Genomic DNA, 19,597 nt, shown 5'->3' with positions numbered 1-19,597 from the left:
CTTTTATAACAATGTTCCGCTGTCATTATCTCGAGAAGGGGTGGCAAGAGCATTGGGTGGAAGGAGTTGAATACGATGCATAAATTAATCGAAGAAATCACGAAGGATCAATTAAGAACTGATCTTCCTACTTTCCGTTCCGGTGATACTGTAAGAGTACACGTTAAGGTTGTTGAGGGAACTCGTGAACGTATTCAGGTATACGAAGGCGTAGTAATCAAGCGTCGTGGAGGCGGAATCAGTGAAACTTTCACAGTCCGCAAAATTTCCTATGGTGTAGGTGTTGAACGTGCATTCCCATTGCACACACCACGTATCGCTAAATTGGAAGTTATCCGTCGCGGTAAAGTACGTCGTGCTAAGCTTTATTACTTGCGTAACCTACGCGGTAAAGCAGCACGTATTAAAGAAATCCGATAATTACGTGTTTAACGTGAGTGGATACAAGGAGCTTGTGCTGACACAAGCTCCTTTTTCACATTAAACATCAAATTATTGCCTTTTTATGTGAAAAGTATATATTTATACATATATAGAGAAGATATAGGCGGTGTACGAATATGGCTAAGTCTAAAGGGAAAAGTGAAATCCTCGAGTGGGTTAAAGCTTTAGTTATTGCAATAGTATTGGCAGCAATCATCCGATATTTCCTATTTGCACCTATATTGGTTGATGGTTTATCGATGATGCCAACCCTTCATAATGAAAATAGAATGGTAGTCAATAAAATGTCCTATAAAATCGGTGAACCTGAGCGATTTGATATAGTGGTATTTCACGCTACAGAAGAAAAAGATTACATTAAAAGAGTAATTGGCTTACCTGGAGATAAAATAGAATATAAAGATGATACTTTATATATTAATGGCAAGGCATATGAAGAGCCTTACCTGGATGAAGCCAAGGAACAAATGATTGAAGGACCTTTGACAGAACCATTTACACTGGAAGAAATTATTGGCCAGGAAACGGTTCCCGAGGGTGAAGTGTTTGTGATGGGGGATAATCGAAGATACTCGAAAGATAGCCGCCATATTGGAACGATCAAGCAAAGTGAGATTTTGGGCAAAACCAGTCTAGTGTACTGGCCGTTAAAAGAATTTAGAATTGTTGACTAATGACTGAAAAGGTGAAAGTATGACGATACAATGGTTTCCCGGGCATATGGCTAAAGCTCGGCGTGAAGTAACAGAAAAATTAAAGCTGGTAGACATAATATTTGAGCTAGTAGATGCTCGGCTTCCCCAATCATCTAGAAATCCTATGATTGATGAAATTATTCAGCATAAACCGCGGCTGGTGATTTTAAATAAGGCAGATATGGCAGATCAAAGTAAAACAAATCAATGGTTAGCCTATTTCGAAGCTAAGGGAATTAAAGCCGTAGCCGTAAATGCACATCAAGGGACAGGCTTGAAAAGTATTATGGCGGGAGCTCAAGAAGTTCTTAAAGAAAAAATAGAAAAGATGAAATCTAGAGGAATAAAACCACGTGCAATCCGTGCCATGATTGTCGGAATTCCCAATGTTGGGAAGTCTACATTAATAAATAGGCTTGCTGGAAAAAATATTGCCAAAACCGGTAATATGCCAGGTGTGACAAAAGCGCAGCAATGGATTAAAGTTGGTAAGGAGCTTGAACTATTGGACACTCCTGGTATCCTATGGCCGAAGTTTGAGGATCAGGAAGTCGGCTGTAAACTAGCTGTAACAGGAGCTATTAAGGATACCATTTTAAATCTTCATGATATTGCAATCTATGGATTGAAATTTTTGGAGAGGGAATATCCAGCGCGTTTGCTCGATGGGTATAAGCTTGAGGAAATTCCAGAAGAAATTGTGGAAGCCTTTGACCAAGTAGGGAAATTGCGAGGATGTTTAGCTAGCGGTGGCATAGTGGATTATGATAAAACTGCTGAATTGATTATAAGAGATATCCGTACACAAAAATTTGGAAGATTAACGTTTGAATCTCCATTTGAATTGGAATCTGATATATAATAAAAAACTAGAAGGCCCCCTTGTTTGGGGGTCTTTACATTTGTGTGCCAAAACCGATATTAATTAGGAAGGATAGCAGAAATGACGAATTCACTTACCATTTCAGAAATAAAAAATAAGCTTAAAGAGCTAGAAACCATCGAGGATCCGTTTGTTCAGGAATGCCGCAAGGATCAGCGTAAAGGCGTCCAGGTTGCCCTCTCAGGCTTTGAAAGAGCAATTGCCAGGAAAGTAGAGGAAAGACGCCATTTCGACTCCATATCGGTTTTTGAGAACCAACTAAGGGATGAAGGATATCAATATATAGTGGGCATAGACGAAGCAGGCAGAGGGCCGCTTGCTGGTCCTGTAGTAGCAGGGGCTGTGATTTTGCCTGAAAACTTTTATTTAGCCGGCCTTACTGACTCAAAGAAACTCTCTGCTGCAAAAAGAGAGCAATACTACGAGTACATACTGGAAAATGCGCTTGCGGTTGGGGTTGGCATTATACACAGTGAGGAAATCGACAAAATAAATATTTATGAAGCTGCCAAAAAGGCGATGCTTTCAGCAGTGAATCAGTTAAAAGTATTCCCGGAATATGCATTGATAGATGCTATGAAGTTAGATTTGCCTATACCACAGATGTCGCTGATTAAAGGGGATGCCAAGTCTATCTCTATTGCAGCTGCTTCAGTCATTGCCAAAGAAACGAGAGACAGACTTATGAAGGAATATGCAGAAATCTATCCACAATATGGATTTGATAAGCATATGGGGTATGGAACGAGCAGTCATTTAGAAGCTATCGAAAAGTATGGTCCGGTTGATTGGCACAGGATGACATTTGCTCCTTTAAAGAATAATTACTGATAAGAGAGGTGTGATTTTTTGCAGCCTGTCATAAATATAGATTCATGGATCAATAAACTGGCTTATAGCAAGGTATCAACAGGCTTCAGAGATGGCCAAATATTTGCTGGAAAAATCACGAAATTTTATCCTCATAATATGGCGGAAGTTCTCGTAAATGGAACAAAAATGATAGCGAAATTGGATGTATCAGTGGAAGCGCATGTGCGCCAATTATTTCAGGTCAGGCAAACAGAAAATGGTTTGATGCAATTAAAGGTATTGCCTTTTGGCAGTGGAATATCAAAGCCCGATTTGCCCGCTCAACTATTAAGTGCATTCCAGATAAAGGCATCAAGGGCGGGGGGAAATCTGGCTGAAATGGTGATTGCCAACCAGCTGGCTGTGACGAAAGATAGCTTTACCAGGGCTTTAAACTGGCTGAATTCAACAGGCGATCCATCGATAGGAATGCCAACCATTAAATTAGCGTACATGAACCAGCTTCCGATACATAAAACTGTGTTGGATGCTCTTTTATCACTGAAAACTGGAGAATCATTAACTAGTATGCTTGATTCCCTGACAAAATATCTTAAGACTTCCGACAATCTAGGTAAATATGCTCATATAATAAATAGATTAGAGGAATTTCTTCAGACAGGTAAGAGGGAAGCCTTTCAAGGGATAGCTATGTCTCTTATGGACGAGAATATGGAAATTTTTCAAAAGGCTGGGCTGATCCTTAAGGAAGGAGAGGTAATTTTATCGAATTCTAGTCATAATAGATTACAGGAATGGATAGAAAGGGTATTTAGTGGAAATAGCACACGTCCCCCTGAACTAACAGCAGAAGAATGGCAAAAGGTTCAGGAAAAAATTTTGAAAAGTGATCTGTTTAGTCATCTTGATAAGAATAACACCTTATATAAAGCGATAAACTCCATCATGCAATCACTAGGAATTAAGGATCAATCAAAACAGCCTGAGACAAGTATAGTAAAGGATACATTGATACAATTGACGGCCGAAAAAACACCCATCCAACTAAAAAAACAGGCTGAAGCCATTCTGACAAGGTTAGCCGCGTTTCAATTATTATCCCAGGAAACCGGACCACTGCAGAATGTATTTATGCAGATTCCAGTTCCCTTAACTTCGGTTAAAGGTGATTTGACATTGCAATGGACTGGTCGAAAACGAGAAGATGGGACAATTGATCCAGCATATTGCCGAATTGTATTTTATTTAGAGCTAGCCCACTTAAAAGAAACCGTTATTGATATGAATATCCAAAACCGGATCATTAGTTTAAAGATATGGACTGGGGAGAAAAAGGAGGCAAATATTGCTGCCAGTTCCCTGGTGACCATACTGAAGGAAAATTTAGAGGAGAAGGGGTATATTCTATCAACTGTAAAAATTGCTGATTTTTCGCAGGAGAAGTCTGTAAATTCTGAAATAAGTAAATCATATTATCCCTCTTTTGGGTATACCGGGGTTGATTATAAAATATGAAAAAAAGCAGAAAATCTGCCTCTGTTTTAAAATATGAGGAAAATCAGGATGTCTCCCCAAAATTAATAGCTAAGGGAAAAGGTATTGTAGCTGATCATATCTTAAAGGAAGCTGTAAAACATGAGATTCCTGTCCGAAAGGATCCTAGTCTTACAGAATTACTATCACAGCTTGAGATTAATCAATCGATTCCTGAGGAACTTTATCAGGCAGTTGCAGAGGTTTTTGCCTTTATATATAAGGTTGACCATAAAACTAGTAAATAATTTATAGAAAGGGTTTCCTAAGAGATAGAGAATTTCGCCATAGAATACCTGTGTATTGTGGACAGGTCTTTTAGTTTGAAAAATATGGGTAAATAAGGAGTGGGCGTGATCGATTTTTTTCTGTTTCTAATGATTATTTTCATTCTGGCAGCGAATTTAATTGCGTTCTTTGTTTTTAATAAAAAGCGCAATTTGTATCTAGCTGCATTAGTCACTTTATTATTGGCCGGTGTGTTTGGTTTAGTCGCTGGAATGTTAGCCGTCTGGCTGATAGAAGATGGATTTGCGTTCTTTTACGGATTTAACATAGCAGCTATTTTGCTGTGGAATAGTATCGCCGTCTTTTTGATTGCCATCATCGTTTCGCTTGTTAAATTGTATCGAAAACAAACCTAATGGATATAGCTCCTGAAGTTGGGATGAAGCGAAAAGCTAAAAAGAAAAGTTGTGAGATTTTGAGGGAGTAGTGGATAGAATTATCTTCTATTACTATAGTAACTTATCCGAAGAAGTTTTCTACGGAATGCCAAAATATATATCTTTTTTGAAGGCTGAAAATGATGATTTCAGCCTTTCTTTTAGTATGCTTTCTTTATCATTTTATGTAATAAGTGTAAAAAAATTACTGATATTTGGTGAAATCGCTTTAAATTATTGGACTTTGAATACTAGTTTTAATACAATGAAAACGCAATATATTTTTTATAGTCTGAAAGTTTTGATGGGAGGATAAGAAATGAATATCCATGAGTATCAAGGTAAAGAGATCCTCAGACAATACGGGGTAAATGTTCCAAATGGAAAAGTCGCTTTTTCTGTTGAGGAAGCAGTTAACGCAGCAAGTGAACTTGGAACTGCGGTTACTGTTGTGAAAGCTCAAATCCATGCGGGTGGAAGAGGGAAAGCTGGCGGTGTCAAGGTTGCCAAATCGCTGGATGAGGTTCGTACATATGCTGGTGAAATACTCGGCAAAGTATTGGTAACGCATCAAACGGGTCCGGATGGTAAAGAAGTAAAACGCTTACTTATTGAAGAAGGCTGTGACATCAAGAAAGAATATTATGTTGGGCTTGTTCTTGATAGAGCAACTTCAAGAGTTGTGTTAATGGCTTCTGAAGAGGGCGGAACAGAAATAGAAGAAGTTGCTGAAAAGACACCGGAAAAAATCTTCAAGGAAGTTATTGATCCTGTAATCGGATTAACACCATTCCAAGCTAGAAGAATAGCTTTTAATATTAATATACCAAATGAATTAATCAACAAAGCAGCTAAATTTATGACTAGTCTTTACACGGCATTTATTGAAAAAGACTGTTCTATTGCTGAAATCAATCCTTTGGTCGTTACAGGCGACGGAGAAGTGATGGCTTTGGATGCTAAGTTGAATTTTGACGAAAATGCGCTTTATCGCCACAAGGATATTGTCGCTTATCGAGATCTTGAGGAAGAAGACCCAAAAGAAATCGAAGCTTCCAAATACGACCTAAGCTATATATCTCTTGATGGCAATATCGGCTGTATGGTTAATGGAGCAGGACTTGCGATGTCAACAATGGATATTATTAATCACTATGGTGGCACTCCTGCCAACTTCCTGGATGTTGGGGGCAGTGCAACGGCTGAAAAAGTTACGGAAGCATTTAAGATTATCCTTTCAGACAGCCATGTTAAGGGGATTTTTGTAAATATATTTGGCGGCATAATGAAATGTGATGTTATTGCTGAGGGTGTTGTTGAAGCAGCTAAACAGGTTAGCTTACAGGTACCGCTGGTCGTACGCCTAGAAGGTACGAATGTAGACCTTGGTAAAAAGATATTAGAGGAATCCGGTATTAATGTCACAGCTGCAGAATCAATGGCTGATGGTGCACAAAAAATCGTTTCGTTAATAGGCTAAGACTGGAGGATATATGAAATGAGCGTATTTGTTAATAAAGATTCAAAAGTGATTGTACAAGGTATTACAGGATCTACAGCCCGTTTTCATACGAAGCAAATGTTAGAATACGGCACGAATATTGTGGGCGGTGTAACACCTGGTAAAGGCGGCGCTGAGGCTGAAGGTGTTCCTGTCTTCAATACCGTAATTGAAGCAAAAGAAGCAACAGGTGCCAATGTATCAGTTATCTATGTACCAGCTCCTTTTGCTGCAGATTCCATTCTTGAAGCAGTTGATGCAGAGCTTGATCTCGTCATCTGTATTACAGAGCATATCCCTGTATTGGACATGGTAAAAGTAAAACGTTATATGGAAGGGAAGAAAACACGTCTAATCGGGCCGAACTGTCCGGGCGTTATTACTCCTGAAGAATGTAAGGTAGGGATCATGCCTGGTTATATCCACAGAAAAGGGCATATTGGCGTTGTTTCTCGCTCGGGTACATTAACCTATGAAGCGGTGCATCAATTAACTCAGGCGGGCTTTGGACAGTCATCAGCAGTTGGTATTGGTGGCGACCCTGTCAATGGAACTGATTTCATCGACGTTTTAAAAGCTTTTAATGAAGATCCTGAAACGTATGCGGTGATTATGATCGGTGAAATAGGTGGTACAGCGGAAGAAGAAGCAGCCCAATGGGTGAAAGAAAATATGACAAAACCGGTTACCGGATTTATCGGAGGCCGTACTGCTCCTCCAGGGAAACGAATGGGCCATGCAGGCGCCATTATTTCCGGTGGAAAAGGAACAGCCGATGAGAAAATTCGTGTGTTGAATGAATGCGGTATAAAAGTGGCGGAAACTCCGGCTATAATGGGTGAAACGATGCTAAGCGTATTAAAAGAAAAAGGGCTATACGATAAATGTAAAACGCATTAATAATAAGACAAGCCTCCCCTTATCCTTTTTAAGGGGAGCGTCTTTATATATTAAATATTAAGAGGTGAAGCTGTTATGGATGAATGGAAGAATAGGCTTGTGCACCTGGATCATTGTCGGGGTATGAGTTGGAAAGCTAAATTTCGCATATTGAAAGATGATCCGAACCTTCAGAAGATGTATGATCAGCCCTACCGTTATTGGGTGGAAACATTGGAGTTACCCTCGTCAAAAATCTCCTTATTCATGAAAGACCTCCACAATGAAGATCTTCAAAAAATGCCTTCTATATATGAGAAAAACCACATCCGTTGTATAACATTCCTCGATGACCTATATCCCGGACAACTTTCTGTTATTTATCAACAACCATGGATTTTATATTGCAAAGGAAATCTTGAACTCTTGCATAATTCAAGGATATTAGCCATAATAGGTAGCCGTGCCCCTACTGAATACGGAAAAAAGATGGTTAACTATCTAATTCCCGATTTAGTTAAGGCGGATGTATGTATTGCAAGTGGATTAGCAAGAGGGATCGATTCACATGCACAAATTAAAGCTCTCCAAAGCGGTGGAAAGGTTATAGCTGTTATTGGTGGTGGGCTTTTTAATATTTACCCAAAGGAAAATACAGCACTTGCTGAATTAATTATGAAAAATGGTGTAGTATTGTCTGAATATCCACCCATCATGAAACCGGAACCCTGGCATTTTCCTATGAGAAACAGAATTATTAGTGGTTTATCACGGGCGATACTAGTGGTAGAGGGAAAACAAAGAAGTGGGACATTTATCACAATCCAGCATGGATTAGAACAGGGTAAAGATATCTATGCGGTACCGGGAAGTGTGTTTTCTGAACTGTCTGCAGGTCCGCATGAACTGATTAAAGAGGGTGCCAAATTAATCAATCATGCGAATGACATTCTCTATGAGTGGTGACATTAAACAGAGCTTCGGGACATGATGGATGAAGATTACCATTTTGTTAGTTAGGCTATTTTAAAACTCTTTAAGTTGCAAAATTATAATTTCTGTTATACATTGTGCTTCAGACAAGGTTTTTTGGTCAGGGTAATTATTCAGATTATATTGATTGTTGTTAATAGTAAAAAAATCATTAGAACATACCATTGACAGAAGTAAATCTAAACCTTCATAATCATACATGCATGAATATAGAGAATGATACCCTCTTAAGGAGGAAAGAAATGGCGGATTATTTAGTTATAGTGGAATCGCCTGCTAAAGCGAAAACCATTGAAAAATATTTAGGAAAAAAATATAAAGTGAAAGCATCCATGGGCCATGTACGTGATTTACCGAAGAGCCAGATGGGTGTAGATTTTGAACACAATTATCAATTGAAATATATCACCATTCGCGGTAAAGGTGATGTACTAAAAGATTTAAAGACAGCCGCAAAAAAAGCTAAGAAAGTCTATCTCGCGGCTGACCCCGACAGAGAAGGGGAAGCAATCGCGTGGCATTTAGCTCATAGTCTCGGTGTGGATGTAAGCTCTGATTGCCGTGTCGTATTTAATGAAATAACAAAAGACGCAATTAAAGAGTCATTTAAACATCCAAGGCCTATTAAAATGAATCTGGTAGATGCACAGCAAGCGAGAAGAGTATTAGACCGTATTGTGGGATACAGCATAAGCCCAATTCTATGGAAAAAAATAAAAAAAGGCCTAAGTGCCGGACGTGTTCAATCCGTTGCTGTACGTCTAATTATCGATCGTGAAAAAGAAATAGCGGCATTTGAACCGGAAGAGTATTGGTCCATTAATGGATCGTTTCTGAAAGGCAAGAAGGATTTTGAAGCTAACTTTCAATCTTTGAATGGCAAGAAAGTTCCGTTGCAATCCAAAGACGATGTAAATAATATACTTTCAAAATTAAATGGAAACGAATTCTTAGTACAATCGGTAACGAAGAAGGAGCGAAAACGTAATCCAGCTCCTCCGTTTACAACATCATCCCTGCAACAGGAAGCAGCTCGTAAACTTAATTTCAGAGCAAAGAAAACCATGATGATTGCTCAGCAACTGTATGAAGGTATTGAGATTGGCAAAGAAGGAACTGTGGGTCTGATTACGTATATGAGAACGGACTCTACCAGGATTTCAGAAACTGCTCAAAAAGAAGCAAGCGGATGGATTACATCTCAGTTTGGGGAAGAGTACTTACCAAAGACCCAAAGGAAGGATAAGCAAACATCTGGAGCACAGGATGCCCATGAGGCAGTAAGGCCGACCGGGGTGATCAGGGAACCTTCTATGATGAAGCAATATCTCTCCAGGGACCAATACCGCTTATATAAATTAATATGGGAACGATTTGTTGCCAGCCAGATGGCGCCTGCCATTATGGACACGATGGCCGTAGATTTAAAAAACGGTGATGTCGTATTCAGAGCAAATGGGTCAAAAGTAAAATTTGCCGGTTTTATGAAAGTATATATTGAAGGCAATGATGATAATAATGAAGAAAAGGAAAATTTACTGCCAGATCTGAAAGAAGGGGATGTTGTATTTTCGAAGGACATCGAGTCAAATCAACATTTTACTCAGCCGCCTCCTCGTTATACAGAAGCAAGGCTGGTTAAAACCCTTGAGGAATTAGGCATTGGCAGACCATCAACCTATGCGCCAACACTTGACACTATCCAAAAGAGAGGCTATGTAGCTCTAGATAATAAGCGCTTTGTTCCGACAGAGCTTGGCGAGATTATTATTGAAGTTATGAGTGAATTCTTCCCTGACATCCTGGACGTAGAATTCACAGCTAAAATGGAAAACGAACTGGATAATGTAGAAGATGGTGAAGTTGAATGGGTTAATATTATCGATCATTTCTACAAAGAGTTCGAAAAGGATTTAGCCAAGGCTGAAGAAGAGATGAAAGAAATCGAAATAAAGGATGAACCAACAGGCGAATCATGTGAGGAATGTGGATCGGCGATGGTGTATAAAATGGGACGTTACGGAAAATTTGCTGCATGCAGTAATTTCCCGGATTGCCGGAATACCAAGCCGATTGTCAAAGAAATCGGTGTGAAATGTCCTAAATGTCATGAAGGCAATATCGTTGAACGAAAAAGCAAAAAACGCCGCATCTTTTATGGCTGTGATCGTTACCCGGCCTGTGAATTCATTTCTTGGGATAAGCCAATACAGCGACCTTGTCCAAAATGTCAAGGACCGTTAGTTGAGAAAAAACTTAAAAAAGGCATTCAAGTTACATGTCTTGATTGCAATTATAAGGAAGAACCACAAAGTTAAAGGAAGGAAGAGCTGAGGCTCTTCCTTCTTAAATCTCAATAAAATACGTGAAATATCCTGAAACTTTTTAATAACAGATACGTATGACTTATAAAACATATTGTTTTTAAATGTGTTACATGATATAACGATTTACGTAATAAATATAGCTGGAGGGTATACATAATGCAAAGAGTAATAGTAGTAGGTGCCGGATTAGCTGGCAGCGAAGCGGCCTGGCAATTGGCCGAGAGAGGCATACAGGTTGATTTATATGAGATGAGACCTGTGAAACAAACTCCGGCACATCATACAGATAAGTTCGCTGAATTGGTTTGCAGCAATTCTTTGCGAGCAAATACTTTAACCAATGCGGTTGGAGTATTGAAAGAGGAAATGCGTCAATTAAACTCACTTATTATTGATTCTGCAGATCACTGTTCTGTACCGGCTGGAGGAGCACTGGCTGTTGACCGCCATGAGTTTGCAGGCAGAGTAACAGAAACATTAAGAAATCATCCAAATGTAACGATTCATAATGAGGAATTAACGGAAATACCAAAAGATGAGATAACGATTATTGCGACGGGGCCTCTTACCAGTGAATTATTATCACGTGAAATCAGCCAATTAACAGGAGAGGACTATTTTTATTTTTATGATGCGGCTGCACCGATTATTGAAAAAGACAGTATTGATTTAGACAAAGTTTATTTGAAATCACGCTATGATAAAGGGGAAGCAGCTTATTTAAATTGCCCAATGACTGAAGAGGAATTTAATACTTTTTATGACGCGCTAATTGAAGCAGAAACTGTTCCGTTAAAAGAGTTTGAAAAGGAAATTTTCTTTGAAGGATGCATGCCTATTGAAGTGATGGCAAAGCGAGGAAAGAAAACCATGCTGTTTGGCCCGATGAAGCCGGTTGGCCTAGAAGATCCTAAAACGGGAAAACGACCGTATGCAGTTGTGCAGCTTCGTCAGGATGATGCAGCTGGAACATTGTATAATATTGTTGGCTTCCAAACTCATTTAAAATGGGGCCCGCAAAAAGAAGTGATTAGATTAATTCCAGGTCTGGAAAATGCTGAAATTGTAAGATATGGTGTTATGCACAGAAATACCTTTATCAATTCGCCTAAAGTGCTGGAAGCTACATATCAGCTAAAAGAAAAGCCTAATTTATTCTTCGCAGGTCAAATGACAGGTGTAGAGGGATATGTAGAATCGGCAGCGTCAGGCTTAATTGCAGGTATTAATGCAGCTCGGATGGCTTCAGGACAGGAACCATTAACCTTCCCTCAGGAAACAGCAATGGGAAGCATGGCTCACTATATCACCTCAACTAATTCCAAAAACTTCCAACCTATGAATGCTAATTTTGGCTTATTCCCGGATTTAGGAAGGAAAATTAAATCCAAACAAGAACGAGCTGAAGCTCACGCTGAACGTGCTTTACAAACAATTCGGAACTTTTTGAATAGTTTGTAAAATAATTGCAAGGGTTACTATTATATGTTAGTATTTAGTAGCCCTTGATAAGGAGTGACTTTTTTGAATAATGGAACTTCTTTAGAATTTTATATAAAGTATTTACAAATCGAAAAAAACTATTCAAAATATACTATTGCATATTACAAACAGGATATAGAGGAATTTTTCTTGTTCATGAGTGAACAAGTTATTTCCAGTTTGAAAACAGTCACATATCCCGATGCTCGATTATATGTTACGAATCTCACTGAACGTAATTTGTCTAAAAGAAGTATCAGCAGGAAAATATCTTGCTTACGATCGTTTTATAAGTTTCTCATGAGGGAAAATATGGTGGATGAAAATCCATTTGCAATGCTTTCATTGCCAAAAAAGGAACAGAGGCTGCCTAGGTTTATGTATGAAGAAGAGATGGAAGCGATATTTTCAGCTATCGATCATACTTCGACCATAGGAAAGCGGGACTTGGCTATATTAGAACTTTTGTATGCCACAGGTATGAGGGTAAGTGAATGTTGCAGTGTGGAACTGGGGGATTTGGATTTTTCTCTTATGACTGTTCTTGCTCATGGGAAGGGGAAGAAGGATCGTTATATTCCTTTTGGTGAACATGCTAAAAAAGCATTGCAGGAATATATTGAAGGACCCAGAAATGAATTGATACAAAAATCTTCACAACAGCACACGTTTCTGTTTGTTAACCAAAGAGGTAACCCTTTAACTCCAAGGGGTGTTCGGTATATTTTAACGAATATTATAGATAAAGCTTCCGTTAATAAACATCTATATCCACATATGCTGCGGCATAGTTTTGCGACACACCTATTAAATAGCGGTGCGGATATACGCTCTGTACAGGAACTTCTCGGTCATTCCTCCATACAGGCGACGCAGGTTTATACGCATGTCAGTAAGGAAAGACTAAGAGAAGTTTATAGAAACAGCCATCCGAGAGCTTAAAGATATTTGCCTTAATTTTAGTAAGGGAGAGTTGTATTATGGAACAATTTCATGCTACTACCATTTTTGCAGTGCAACATAATGGGGAATGTGCTATGGCTGGTGATGGTCAGGTAACAATGGGAAATGCCGTTGTAATGAAACACACTGCAAAAAAAGTGAGAAAATTATTTAATGGAAAAGTGTTAGCCGGTTTTGCAGGCTCAGTTGCGGATGCTTTTTCATTATTTGAAATGTTCGAGAATAAGTTACATGAATATAATGGAAACTTACAGCGTGCAGCGGTTGAACTTGCTAAATCCTGGAGAAGCGATAAAGTTTTACGTAAGCTTGAAGCTATGTTAATCGTAATGGATACCAATCATATGCTGCTGATTTCAGGTACCGGAGAAGTGATTGAGCCTGATGATGGTATATTGGCGATTGGTTCCGGTGGGAATTATGCGCTGGCCGCTGGACGTGCCCTGAAACGTTTTTCCGGTGAAAATATGACAGCCCGAGAAATTGCTCATGCTTCGTTAACAATTGCATCTGAAATTTGTGTATATACGAATTCTAATATTATTTTGGAAGAGCTATGAACAAAGGAGGGTCATAATGAAACAGGACATCAAAAATCTAACACCGAGACAAATAGTTGAGAAATTGGATCAATACATAATTGGGCAAGCGGATGCTAAAAGAGCAGTCGCTATAGCATTAAGAAATAGGTATCGACGCGGTCTCTTAAAAGAAAACATGCGTGATGAGGTTGTACCGAAAAATATCCTTATGATTGGACCGACTGGTGTTGGGAAAACTGAGATAGCTCGTCGAATTGCTAAAATTGTTAAAGCCCCTTTTATTAAAGTGGAAGCAACAAAATTCACAGAAGTTGGCTATGTCGGACGTGATGTAGAAAGCATGGTGCGTGATTTAGCTGAAACTTCTGTTAGACTTGTAAAAGAAGAAAGAATGCTGGAAGTGAAGGATAAAGCATTAGAAAATGCTAACAATCGAATTGTAGAATTGTTAGTACCTTCAGGCAAAAAGTCGTCTTCCTTTAAAAATCCTTTCGAGATGATATTCGGCGGTTCAGGTGATACTTCCAATCCATCTGATCAAGATAATCAGGAAGATGAAAGAAATATATATGAAAAACGCAGATTAATCAAAGAGCGTTTATTAAAAGGTGAGTTAGAAGAAGAAGTAATTACTGTAGAGGTAGAAGAACAGCCCCCATCTATGTTTGATATGCTTCAGGGATCCGGTATGGAACAAATGGGTATGAATATGCAGGATGCATTCAGTAATCTAATGCCTAAAAAGCAGAAAAAACGAAAACTAGCTATTAAAGATGCACGTAAGGTATTGGCAAATGAAGAAGCGCAAAAATTGATTGATATGGATGAGGTAACACAGGTAGCTATTGAACGAGCTGAACAGACTGGTATCATCTTTATTGATGAAATCGATAAAATAGCGAGTAAGAGCGGCGGTGCCTCTTCAGCAGACGTATCGAGAGAGGGAGTCCAAAGAGATATTCTTCCTGTTGTTGAAGGTTCGACAGTCGTAACGAAATACGGTACTGTTAAAACGGATCACGTGTTATTTATTGCTGCAGGTGCTTTCCATATTGCAAAGCCTTCTGACCTTATTCCTGAACTGCAAGGTCGTTTTCCAATCAGAGTAGAACTTAAAAAATTATCTGTGGATGATTTTTATAAAGTGTTAATAGAACCTGACAATGCTTTGATTAAACAATATATAGCATTATTAGAAACAGAAGGTATAGAAATTGAATTTTCAGACGAAGCTATTCGTAGGATAGCCGAGGTTGCCTTTGAAGTGAACCAAAACACGGATAACATTGGAGCAAGAAGATTACATACTATTATGGAAAAGCTTTTAGAGGACTTATCATTTGAAGCTCCTGAAATTTCTATGGGGCATATTATGATTACCCCTAAGTATGTGGATGAAAAACTGGGCGCAATATCTAAAAATAAAGACTTAAGTGAGTTTATATTATAAGTAGTTTGATGTTTCAGATTATTGCTCAAGGGTACAACTAATTAGTTACATTTTACTCTTTTCCATTATCCTGTTCACTCAATAAACTTGATAAATATCCATAAAAGAAGACATTATAGGAGGAAGTAAACAATGGATTTACTGAATAAAACAAGAAAAATAAACTCGATGCTGCAACAAACAGGCGGAAAGCAAGTTAATTTTAAAGAAATGGCTGAAAGCTTAAGCGAAGTAATTCAGGCGAATATCTTCGTAGTTAGCCGCAGAGGAAAATTACTTGGTTTTCAAATAAACCAACAAATTGAAAATGAGCGTATGAAAAAAATGCTCGAAGATCGTCAATTTCCTGAAGAGTATACAAATAATCTTTTCAATATTAAAGAAACATCTTCCAATCTTGATGTTGAAAGCGAATATACAGCTTTCCCTGTAGAAAACAAAGAATTATTCAAATCAGGCTGGACTACAATTATTCCTATCGTAGGCGGCGGTGAGCGCCTTGGTACATTAATTCTTTCCCGTGTAGAACAAAAATTCGCTGACGATGATTTGATTCTAGGTGAATACGGTGCTACTGTTGTTGGAATGGAAATTTTGCGTGAAAAGGCAGAAGAGATTGAAGAGGAAGCTAGAAGCAAGGCTGTTGTTCAAATGGCTATCAGTTCATTATCTTACAGTGAATTAGAAGCTATTGAGCATATCTTTGAAGAATTAAAAGGTAATGAAGGTTTATTGGTTGCTTCCAAAATAGCTGACCGAGTAGGAATTACGCGTTCTGTTATTGTTAACGCATTAAGAAAGTTAGAAAGTGCCGGTGTTATCGAATCTCGCTCTTTAGGTATGAAAGGTACTTATATCAAAGTATTGAATGCTAAATTCTTAAACGAGCTTGAAGGATTAAAACGCTAATACAGCAAATAGATAGACCGAAGTCAAAAAGTGACTTCGGTTTTTTTGTTACTGGATAAAAGAAGTCGGTTGGACGTAATTAACATCACTACAATTAACGTAAGATGTTGATAGTAATGTTATTGCACTCTTATTACTTAATAATGGGAAATCAATGAAGGGTTTTCAAACTAACTTTATTTACTTCTATAAGTAATGAAAAAAAACGAACTCCTAAAAATGGGTTCGTTTTTTTGTTAGTTGAAATTTGAACAAAATGAGAAAATAGCCAGATAAATTCAAAAATAAACCATAAAAAATAAAAAAAGTTAATTTTTCTTGGTCAAAATAGGACTATTGTACTTATCATTTTATGTTAATTTTCTTTAATATAAATTATGACAAATAATTTATAAATGTGACTATTTTGTCTTATTTATACTTAAAATAAAGAAATATGTAATATTACTCTGTAAAATAATAGTGAATATAGTAGTATATTGGATAGATGTTCAATATATAGAAGGATTTGTCGTAGTAAATGAATAACTAATAGAGTAGGGAAAACTCTCTTTAAGTATGAAAGGGTGATAAAATGAAGCTTTTTTCCAACACAGTCAGCTTGCTTGAACAAGGGTTGAATTACTCGTCATTAAAATCAAAAGCTATCTCCCAAAATATTGCAAATGTCGACACGCCTAACTATAAAGCAAAAAATGTGAGTTTTAAATCTGAATTAGATCAAGCAGCACAAATAAATAATCAATCCTTTAAAACCGATAGCAGGCACTTTGAATTTGAGAAAACAGGAAGCAGTGCCATTCAAGTAACCAGTAACAGTCGGAATTATAATAGTACAGGAAATAGTGTGGATATGGATAGTGAAATGAGCGATTTGGCTACTAACCAAATCTATTACAATGCATTGATTGAACGGCTGAATGGCAATTTTCAAACATTAAAAAGTGTTATACAGGGAGGTAAGTAGGTATGGGTTTGTTCACTGGCATGAACATTACATCCAGTGCGTTAACAGCACAGCGACTGCGTATGGATGTGATTTCATCCAATATGGCCAACGCTGAAACAACAAGAGGCAAGTATGTTGATGGTGAATGGCAACCTTATCAAAGGAAATCAATTGAATTGCAAACAAAGGATAATGGGTTTTCTAATTTTTTGAATACAGCTATGAATAAAACAAATAATTCTTCTGTTGGTAATGGTGTTAGAGTTGCTGCGATTAAGGAAGATGTCAATATGGTTTACGACCCTGGCAATCAGGCAGCCAATGAAGCTGGTTATATCGAGGAGCCCGATTATAAACTGGTCTATGATCCAGCCCATGCAGATGCTGATCCAGAAATGGGGTACGTTAAAATGCCCAATGTTGATCCATTGCGTGAGACAGTTGATTTAATCAGTGCAACAAGGTCATATGAAGCGAATATTACAGTATTCAATGCATCCAAAGGGATGATGATGAAAGCACTTGAAATAGGAAAATAAAATTAGGGGGCTATAAGGGATGGAACCAATTCAATTAAACAACTCTGTTTCTTCAATTTTTACTCAAAAACTACCTAACTCACCCAATACTACACCATACGAATCTCAAAACTCTTTTGCGTCCGTCCTAAAGAAATCTATTGAAGAAATTAATACGACTCAGCAAGAATCAGCTACGATGACACAAAAATTAGCACTTGGTGAAAATGTTGATTTGCATAATGTAATGATTACATCCCAAAAAGCGAGTATAACGCTGCAGGCGGCTATGGAAGTCCGCAATAAAGCAGTCGAAGCTTATCAGGAAATAATGAGAATGAGCATGTAGAAAAATAATATATGCATTGTCCCAACGAAATTAATATTCCCTACATATGACAGGGAAGTCTCTGTGGACGTTAATATTGATGCAAAAGCTAAGTTCGGGGGATCACGATGAAGGAAACGTTCATAAAAATTGGAAATCAAATAAAAGATTTTTGGAAGAGCCGTTCAAGTAAACAGAAAACACTCTATATCAGTATGATGGCTGCAGTAATACTAATTGCTGCTGCGGTTGTTTTTCTTACTTCAAGAACAACGCTCGTTCCTCTATATAGTGATCTTTCACCAACAGAAACTGGATCTATAAAAGAGAATCTGGATGGCAGAGGAATCACGTCGGAAATCGCTGATAATGGCAGTACGATACTAGTTCCAAGTGAAATGGCAGATACGTTGCTAGTTGAGCTTGCTGCAGAGGGTATTCCGAAGTCAGGAAGCATAGATTATTCATATTTCAGTGAAAATGCAAGCTTTGGTATGACTGATAATGAATTTAATGTCATTAAACAGGATGCTATGCAGAATGAAATAGCAGGCCTTATTAAAGGGATAGAAGGAGTTCAAGGTGCTGAGGTTATTCTCACCCTCCCTGATAAAGGGGTATTCGTTAGTGATACAAAAGAGGAGGCCTCGGCTTCCATAGTATTAAATACAAAGCCTGGACAGGAATTTGAAGAGAAGCAAATACAAGCCTTATATCATTTAGTATCAAAAAGCGTCCCAAATCTTCCTACAGATAATATCGTCATTATGAATCAATACTTTGAGTACTTTGATTTAAATAATAGTGGCAGCAATAGTACGGATAGTTTTGCATCCCAAAATGAAATAAAGAAAGAGATTGAGAAGGATATACAACGCAGAGTTCAAAGTATGCTTGGAACGATCATGGGTAACGATAAAGTTGTTGTTTCTGTAACAGCTGATGTGGATTTTACCCAAGAAAATAGAGAAGAAAATCTTGTGGAACCCGTGGATGAAGAGAATATGGAAGGCCTGACGATCAGTGCCCAAAAACTATCAGAGACCTATACAGGCGAAACAGGAGCAGAAGGCGGTACACCTGTTACTGAAGATCCTTCAGACTCACTGGGATCGCAGTATCTTGAAGGATCAAATGGAAATGGTGATTATGAGAAGACTGAGGAAACAGTAAACACAGAGGTTAACCGAATACGTAAAGAGATTAGTGAATCTCCATACAAAGTAAGAGATTTGGGGATTCAGGTTATGGTTGAACCACCTGATGCTAATGACACCAACTCTCTCCCAGAAGAAAGAATAACTGATATAAGAGATATTTTGGGGACGATTGTGCGAACAAGTATCGATAAATCAGAAAATGAAAATCCTCTAACAGATGATCAATTAGAGGAAAAAATTGCGATTTCCATCCAGCCATTTAATGGGAAAGTTACATTTGACGAACAGCAGGAAAACAGTACTCCGTGGTGGATTTATGTAATTGGCGGTGTATTATGTTTAGCGATTATTCTGCTTTTGATTTTTATTATCAAATCCAGAAAAAATAAAGAAATTGAGATAGAACAATATGAAGAACCGATCCCTCCTGTTTTGGTAGCCGATATTGTAGACGAAGCAGAATCAGAAGCCACTGTTAAAAGAAAGCAACTAGAAAAATTGGCGAAAGAAAAGCCTGATGAATTTGCGAAACTCTTAAGATCATGGATTACGGAAGACTAGGG

At 38.0% G+C, this 19,597-nt stretch carries 20 protein-coding genes; all 20 read left to right on the top strand.

Annotated elements, in window-relative coordinates; genetic code table 11:
• Positions 1-75 precede the first annotated feature (75 nt).
• The 20 genes from rplS to fliF all read left to right on the top strand — a co-directional run bounded on the left by rplS (position 76) and on the right by fliF (position 19,595).
• A complete protein-coding gene (gene rplS, locus FHY45_RS07075) occupies positions 76-420 on the top strand; it encodes a 50S ribosomal protein L19 (RefSeq protein ID WP_066100509.1) in 345 nt (114 codons plus the stop codon).
• Between the two features lie 140 nt (positions 421-560).
• Positions 561-1,118 (top strand): signal peptidase I, encoded by a 558-nt coding sequence (lepB, locus tag FHY45_RS07070; protein WP_066100505.1) that lies wholly within the window; start codon positions 561-563, stop codon positions 1,116-1,118.
• 19 nt (positions 1,119-1,137) lie between these two features.
• Entirely contained in the window at positions 1,138-2,001 is an 864-nt protein-coding gene (gene ylqF, locus FHY45_RS07065) for a ribosome biogenesis GTPase YlqF (protein ID WP_139891262.1), read from the top strand.
• A gap of 81 nt (positions 2,002-2,082) precedes the next feature.
• Complete coding sequence (locus FHY45_RS07060) at positions 2,083-2,853, top strand: ribonuclease HII (protein ID WP_066100499.1); 771 nt, start codon at positions 2,083-2,085, stop codon at positions 2,851-2,853.
• Between the two features lie 18 nt (positions 2,854-2,871).
• Positions 2,872-4,350 (top strand): hypothetical protein, encoded by a 1,479-nt coding sequence (locus FHY45_RS07055; protein WP_139891261.1) that lies wholly within the window; start codon positions 2,872-2,874, stop codon positions 4,348-4,350.
• On the top strand, positions 4,347-4,616 hold the full coding sequence (locus FHY45_RS07050) for an EscU/YscU/HrcU family type III secretion system export apparatus switch protein (RefSeq protein ID WP_139891260.1): 270 nt from the start codon (positions 4,347-4,349) through the stop codon (positions 4,614-4,616). The genes FHY45_RS07055 and FHY45_RS07050 overlap by 4 nt, the downstream gene beginning before the upstream one ends.
• A 105-nt stretch (positions 4,617-4,721) precedes the next feature.
• On the top strand, positions 4,722-5,012 hold the full coding sequence (locus FHY45_RS07045; RefSeq protein ID WP_066100479.1) for a hypothetical protein: 291 nt from the start codon (positions 4,722-4,724) through the stop codon (positions 5,010-5,012).
• Positions 5,013-5,352: 340 nt separating this feature from the next.
• A complete protein-coding gene (gene sucC, locus FHY45_RS07040; RefSeq protein WP_139891259.1) occupies positions 5,353-6,513 on the top strand; it encodes an ADP-forming succinate--CoA ligase subunit beta in 1,161 nt (386 codons plus the stop codon).
• A gap of 18 nt (positions 6,514-6,531) precedes the next feature.
• Positions 6,532-7,434: a succinate--CoA ligase subunit alpha gene (sucD, locus tag FHY45_RS07035; protein ID WP_139891258.1), complete on the top strand. Its 903-nt coding sequence runs from the start codon at positions 6,532-6,534 to the stop codon at positions 7,432-7,434.
• Between the two features lie 75 nt (positions 7,435-7,509).
• A complete protein-coding gene (dprA, locus tag FHY45_RS07030; protein ID WP_066100468.1) occupies positions 7,510-8,379 on the top strand; it encodes a DNA-processing protein DprA in 870 nt (289 codons plus the stop codon).
• Between the two features lie 269 nt (positions 8,380-8,648).
• On the top strand, positions 8,649-10,724 hold the full coding sequence (topA, locus tag FHY45_RS07025; RefSeq protein ID WP_066100462.1) for a type I DNA topoisomerase: 2,076 nt from the start codon (positions 8,649-8,651) through the stop codon (positions 10,722-10,724).
• A gap of 165 nt (positions 10,725-10,889) precedes the next feature.
• Positions 10,890-12,194 (top strand): FADH(2)-oxidizing methylenetetrahydrofolate--tRNA-(uracil(54)-C(5))-methyltransferase TrmFO, encoded by a 1,305-nt coding sequence (gene trmFO / locus FHY45_RS07020; protein ID WP_139891257.1) that lies wholly within the window; start codon positions 10,890-10,892, stop codon positions 12,192-12,194.
• A 63-nt stretch (positions 12,195-12,257) separates the two neighbouring features.
• A complete protein-coding gene (gene xerC, locus FHY45_RS07015) occupies positions 12,258-13,157 on the top strand; it encodes a tyrosine recombinase XerC (protein ID WP_066100455.1) in 900 nt (299 codons plus the stop codon).
• 38 nt (positions 13,158-13,195) lie between these two features.
• Entirely contained in the window at positions 13,196-13,738 is a 543-nt protein-coding gene (gene hslV / locus FHY45_RS07010) for an ATP-dependent protease subunit HslV (protein WP_066100452.1), read from the top strand.
• A 16-nt stretch (positions 13,739-13,754) separates the two neighbouring features.
• The gene (gene hslU, locus FHY45_RS07005; protein ID WP_066100449.1) at positions 13,755-15,170 is read left to right on the top strand and encodes an ATP-dependent protease ATPase subunit HslU; all 1,416 of its coding nucleotides are present in this window, start codon (positions 13,755-13,757) and stop codon (positions 15,168-15,170) included.
• Positions 15,171-15,302: 132 nt separating this feature from the next.
• Positions 15,303-16,079 (top strand): GTP-sensing pleiotropic transcriptional regulator CodY, encoded by a 777-nt coding sequence (gene codY / locus FHY45_RS07000; RefSeq protein ID WP_066100446.1) that lies wholly within the window; start codon positions 15,303-15,305, stop codon positions 16,077-16,079.
• Positions 16,080-16,653: 574 nt separating this feature from the next.
• The gene (gene flgB, locus FHY45_RS06995) at positions 16,654-17,046 is read left to right on the top strand and encodes a flagellar basal body rod protein FlgB (protein WP_139891256.1); all 393 of its coding nucleotides are present in this window, start codon (positions 16,654-16,656) and stop codon (positions 17,044-17,046) included.
• 2 nt (positions 17,047-17,048) lie between these two features.
• Positions 17,049-17,567, top strand: coding sequence for a flagellar basal body rod protein FlgC (locus FHY45_RS06990; protein WP_139891255.1), 519 nt, complete (start codon positions 17,049-17,051; stop codon positions 17,565-17,567).
• 19 nt (positions 17,568-17,586) lie between these two features.
• Positions 17,587-17,895 carry a flagellar hook-basal body complex protein FliE gene (gene fliE / locus FHY45_RS06985; RefSeq protein WP_139891254.1) on the top strand — a complete coding sequence of 103 codons (309 nt, stop codon included), beginning with the start codon at positions 17,587-17,589 and terminating at the stop codon, positions 17,893-17,895.
• 107 nt (positions 17,896-18,002) lie between these two features.
• Entirely contained in the window at positions 18,003-19,595 is a 1,593-nt protein-coding gene (gene fliF, locus FHY45_RS06980) for a flagellar basal-body MS-ring/collar protein FliF (protein WP_139891253.1), read from the top strand.
• Positions 19,596-19,597 lie beyond the last annotated feature (2 nt).

The sequence above is a fragment of the Bacillus sp. D386 genome (assembly GCF_006346415.1).
Note: the sequence above shows the minus strand (reverse complement) of the source record. Positions and strands in the feature narration are given on the sequence as shown.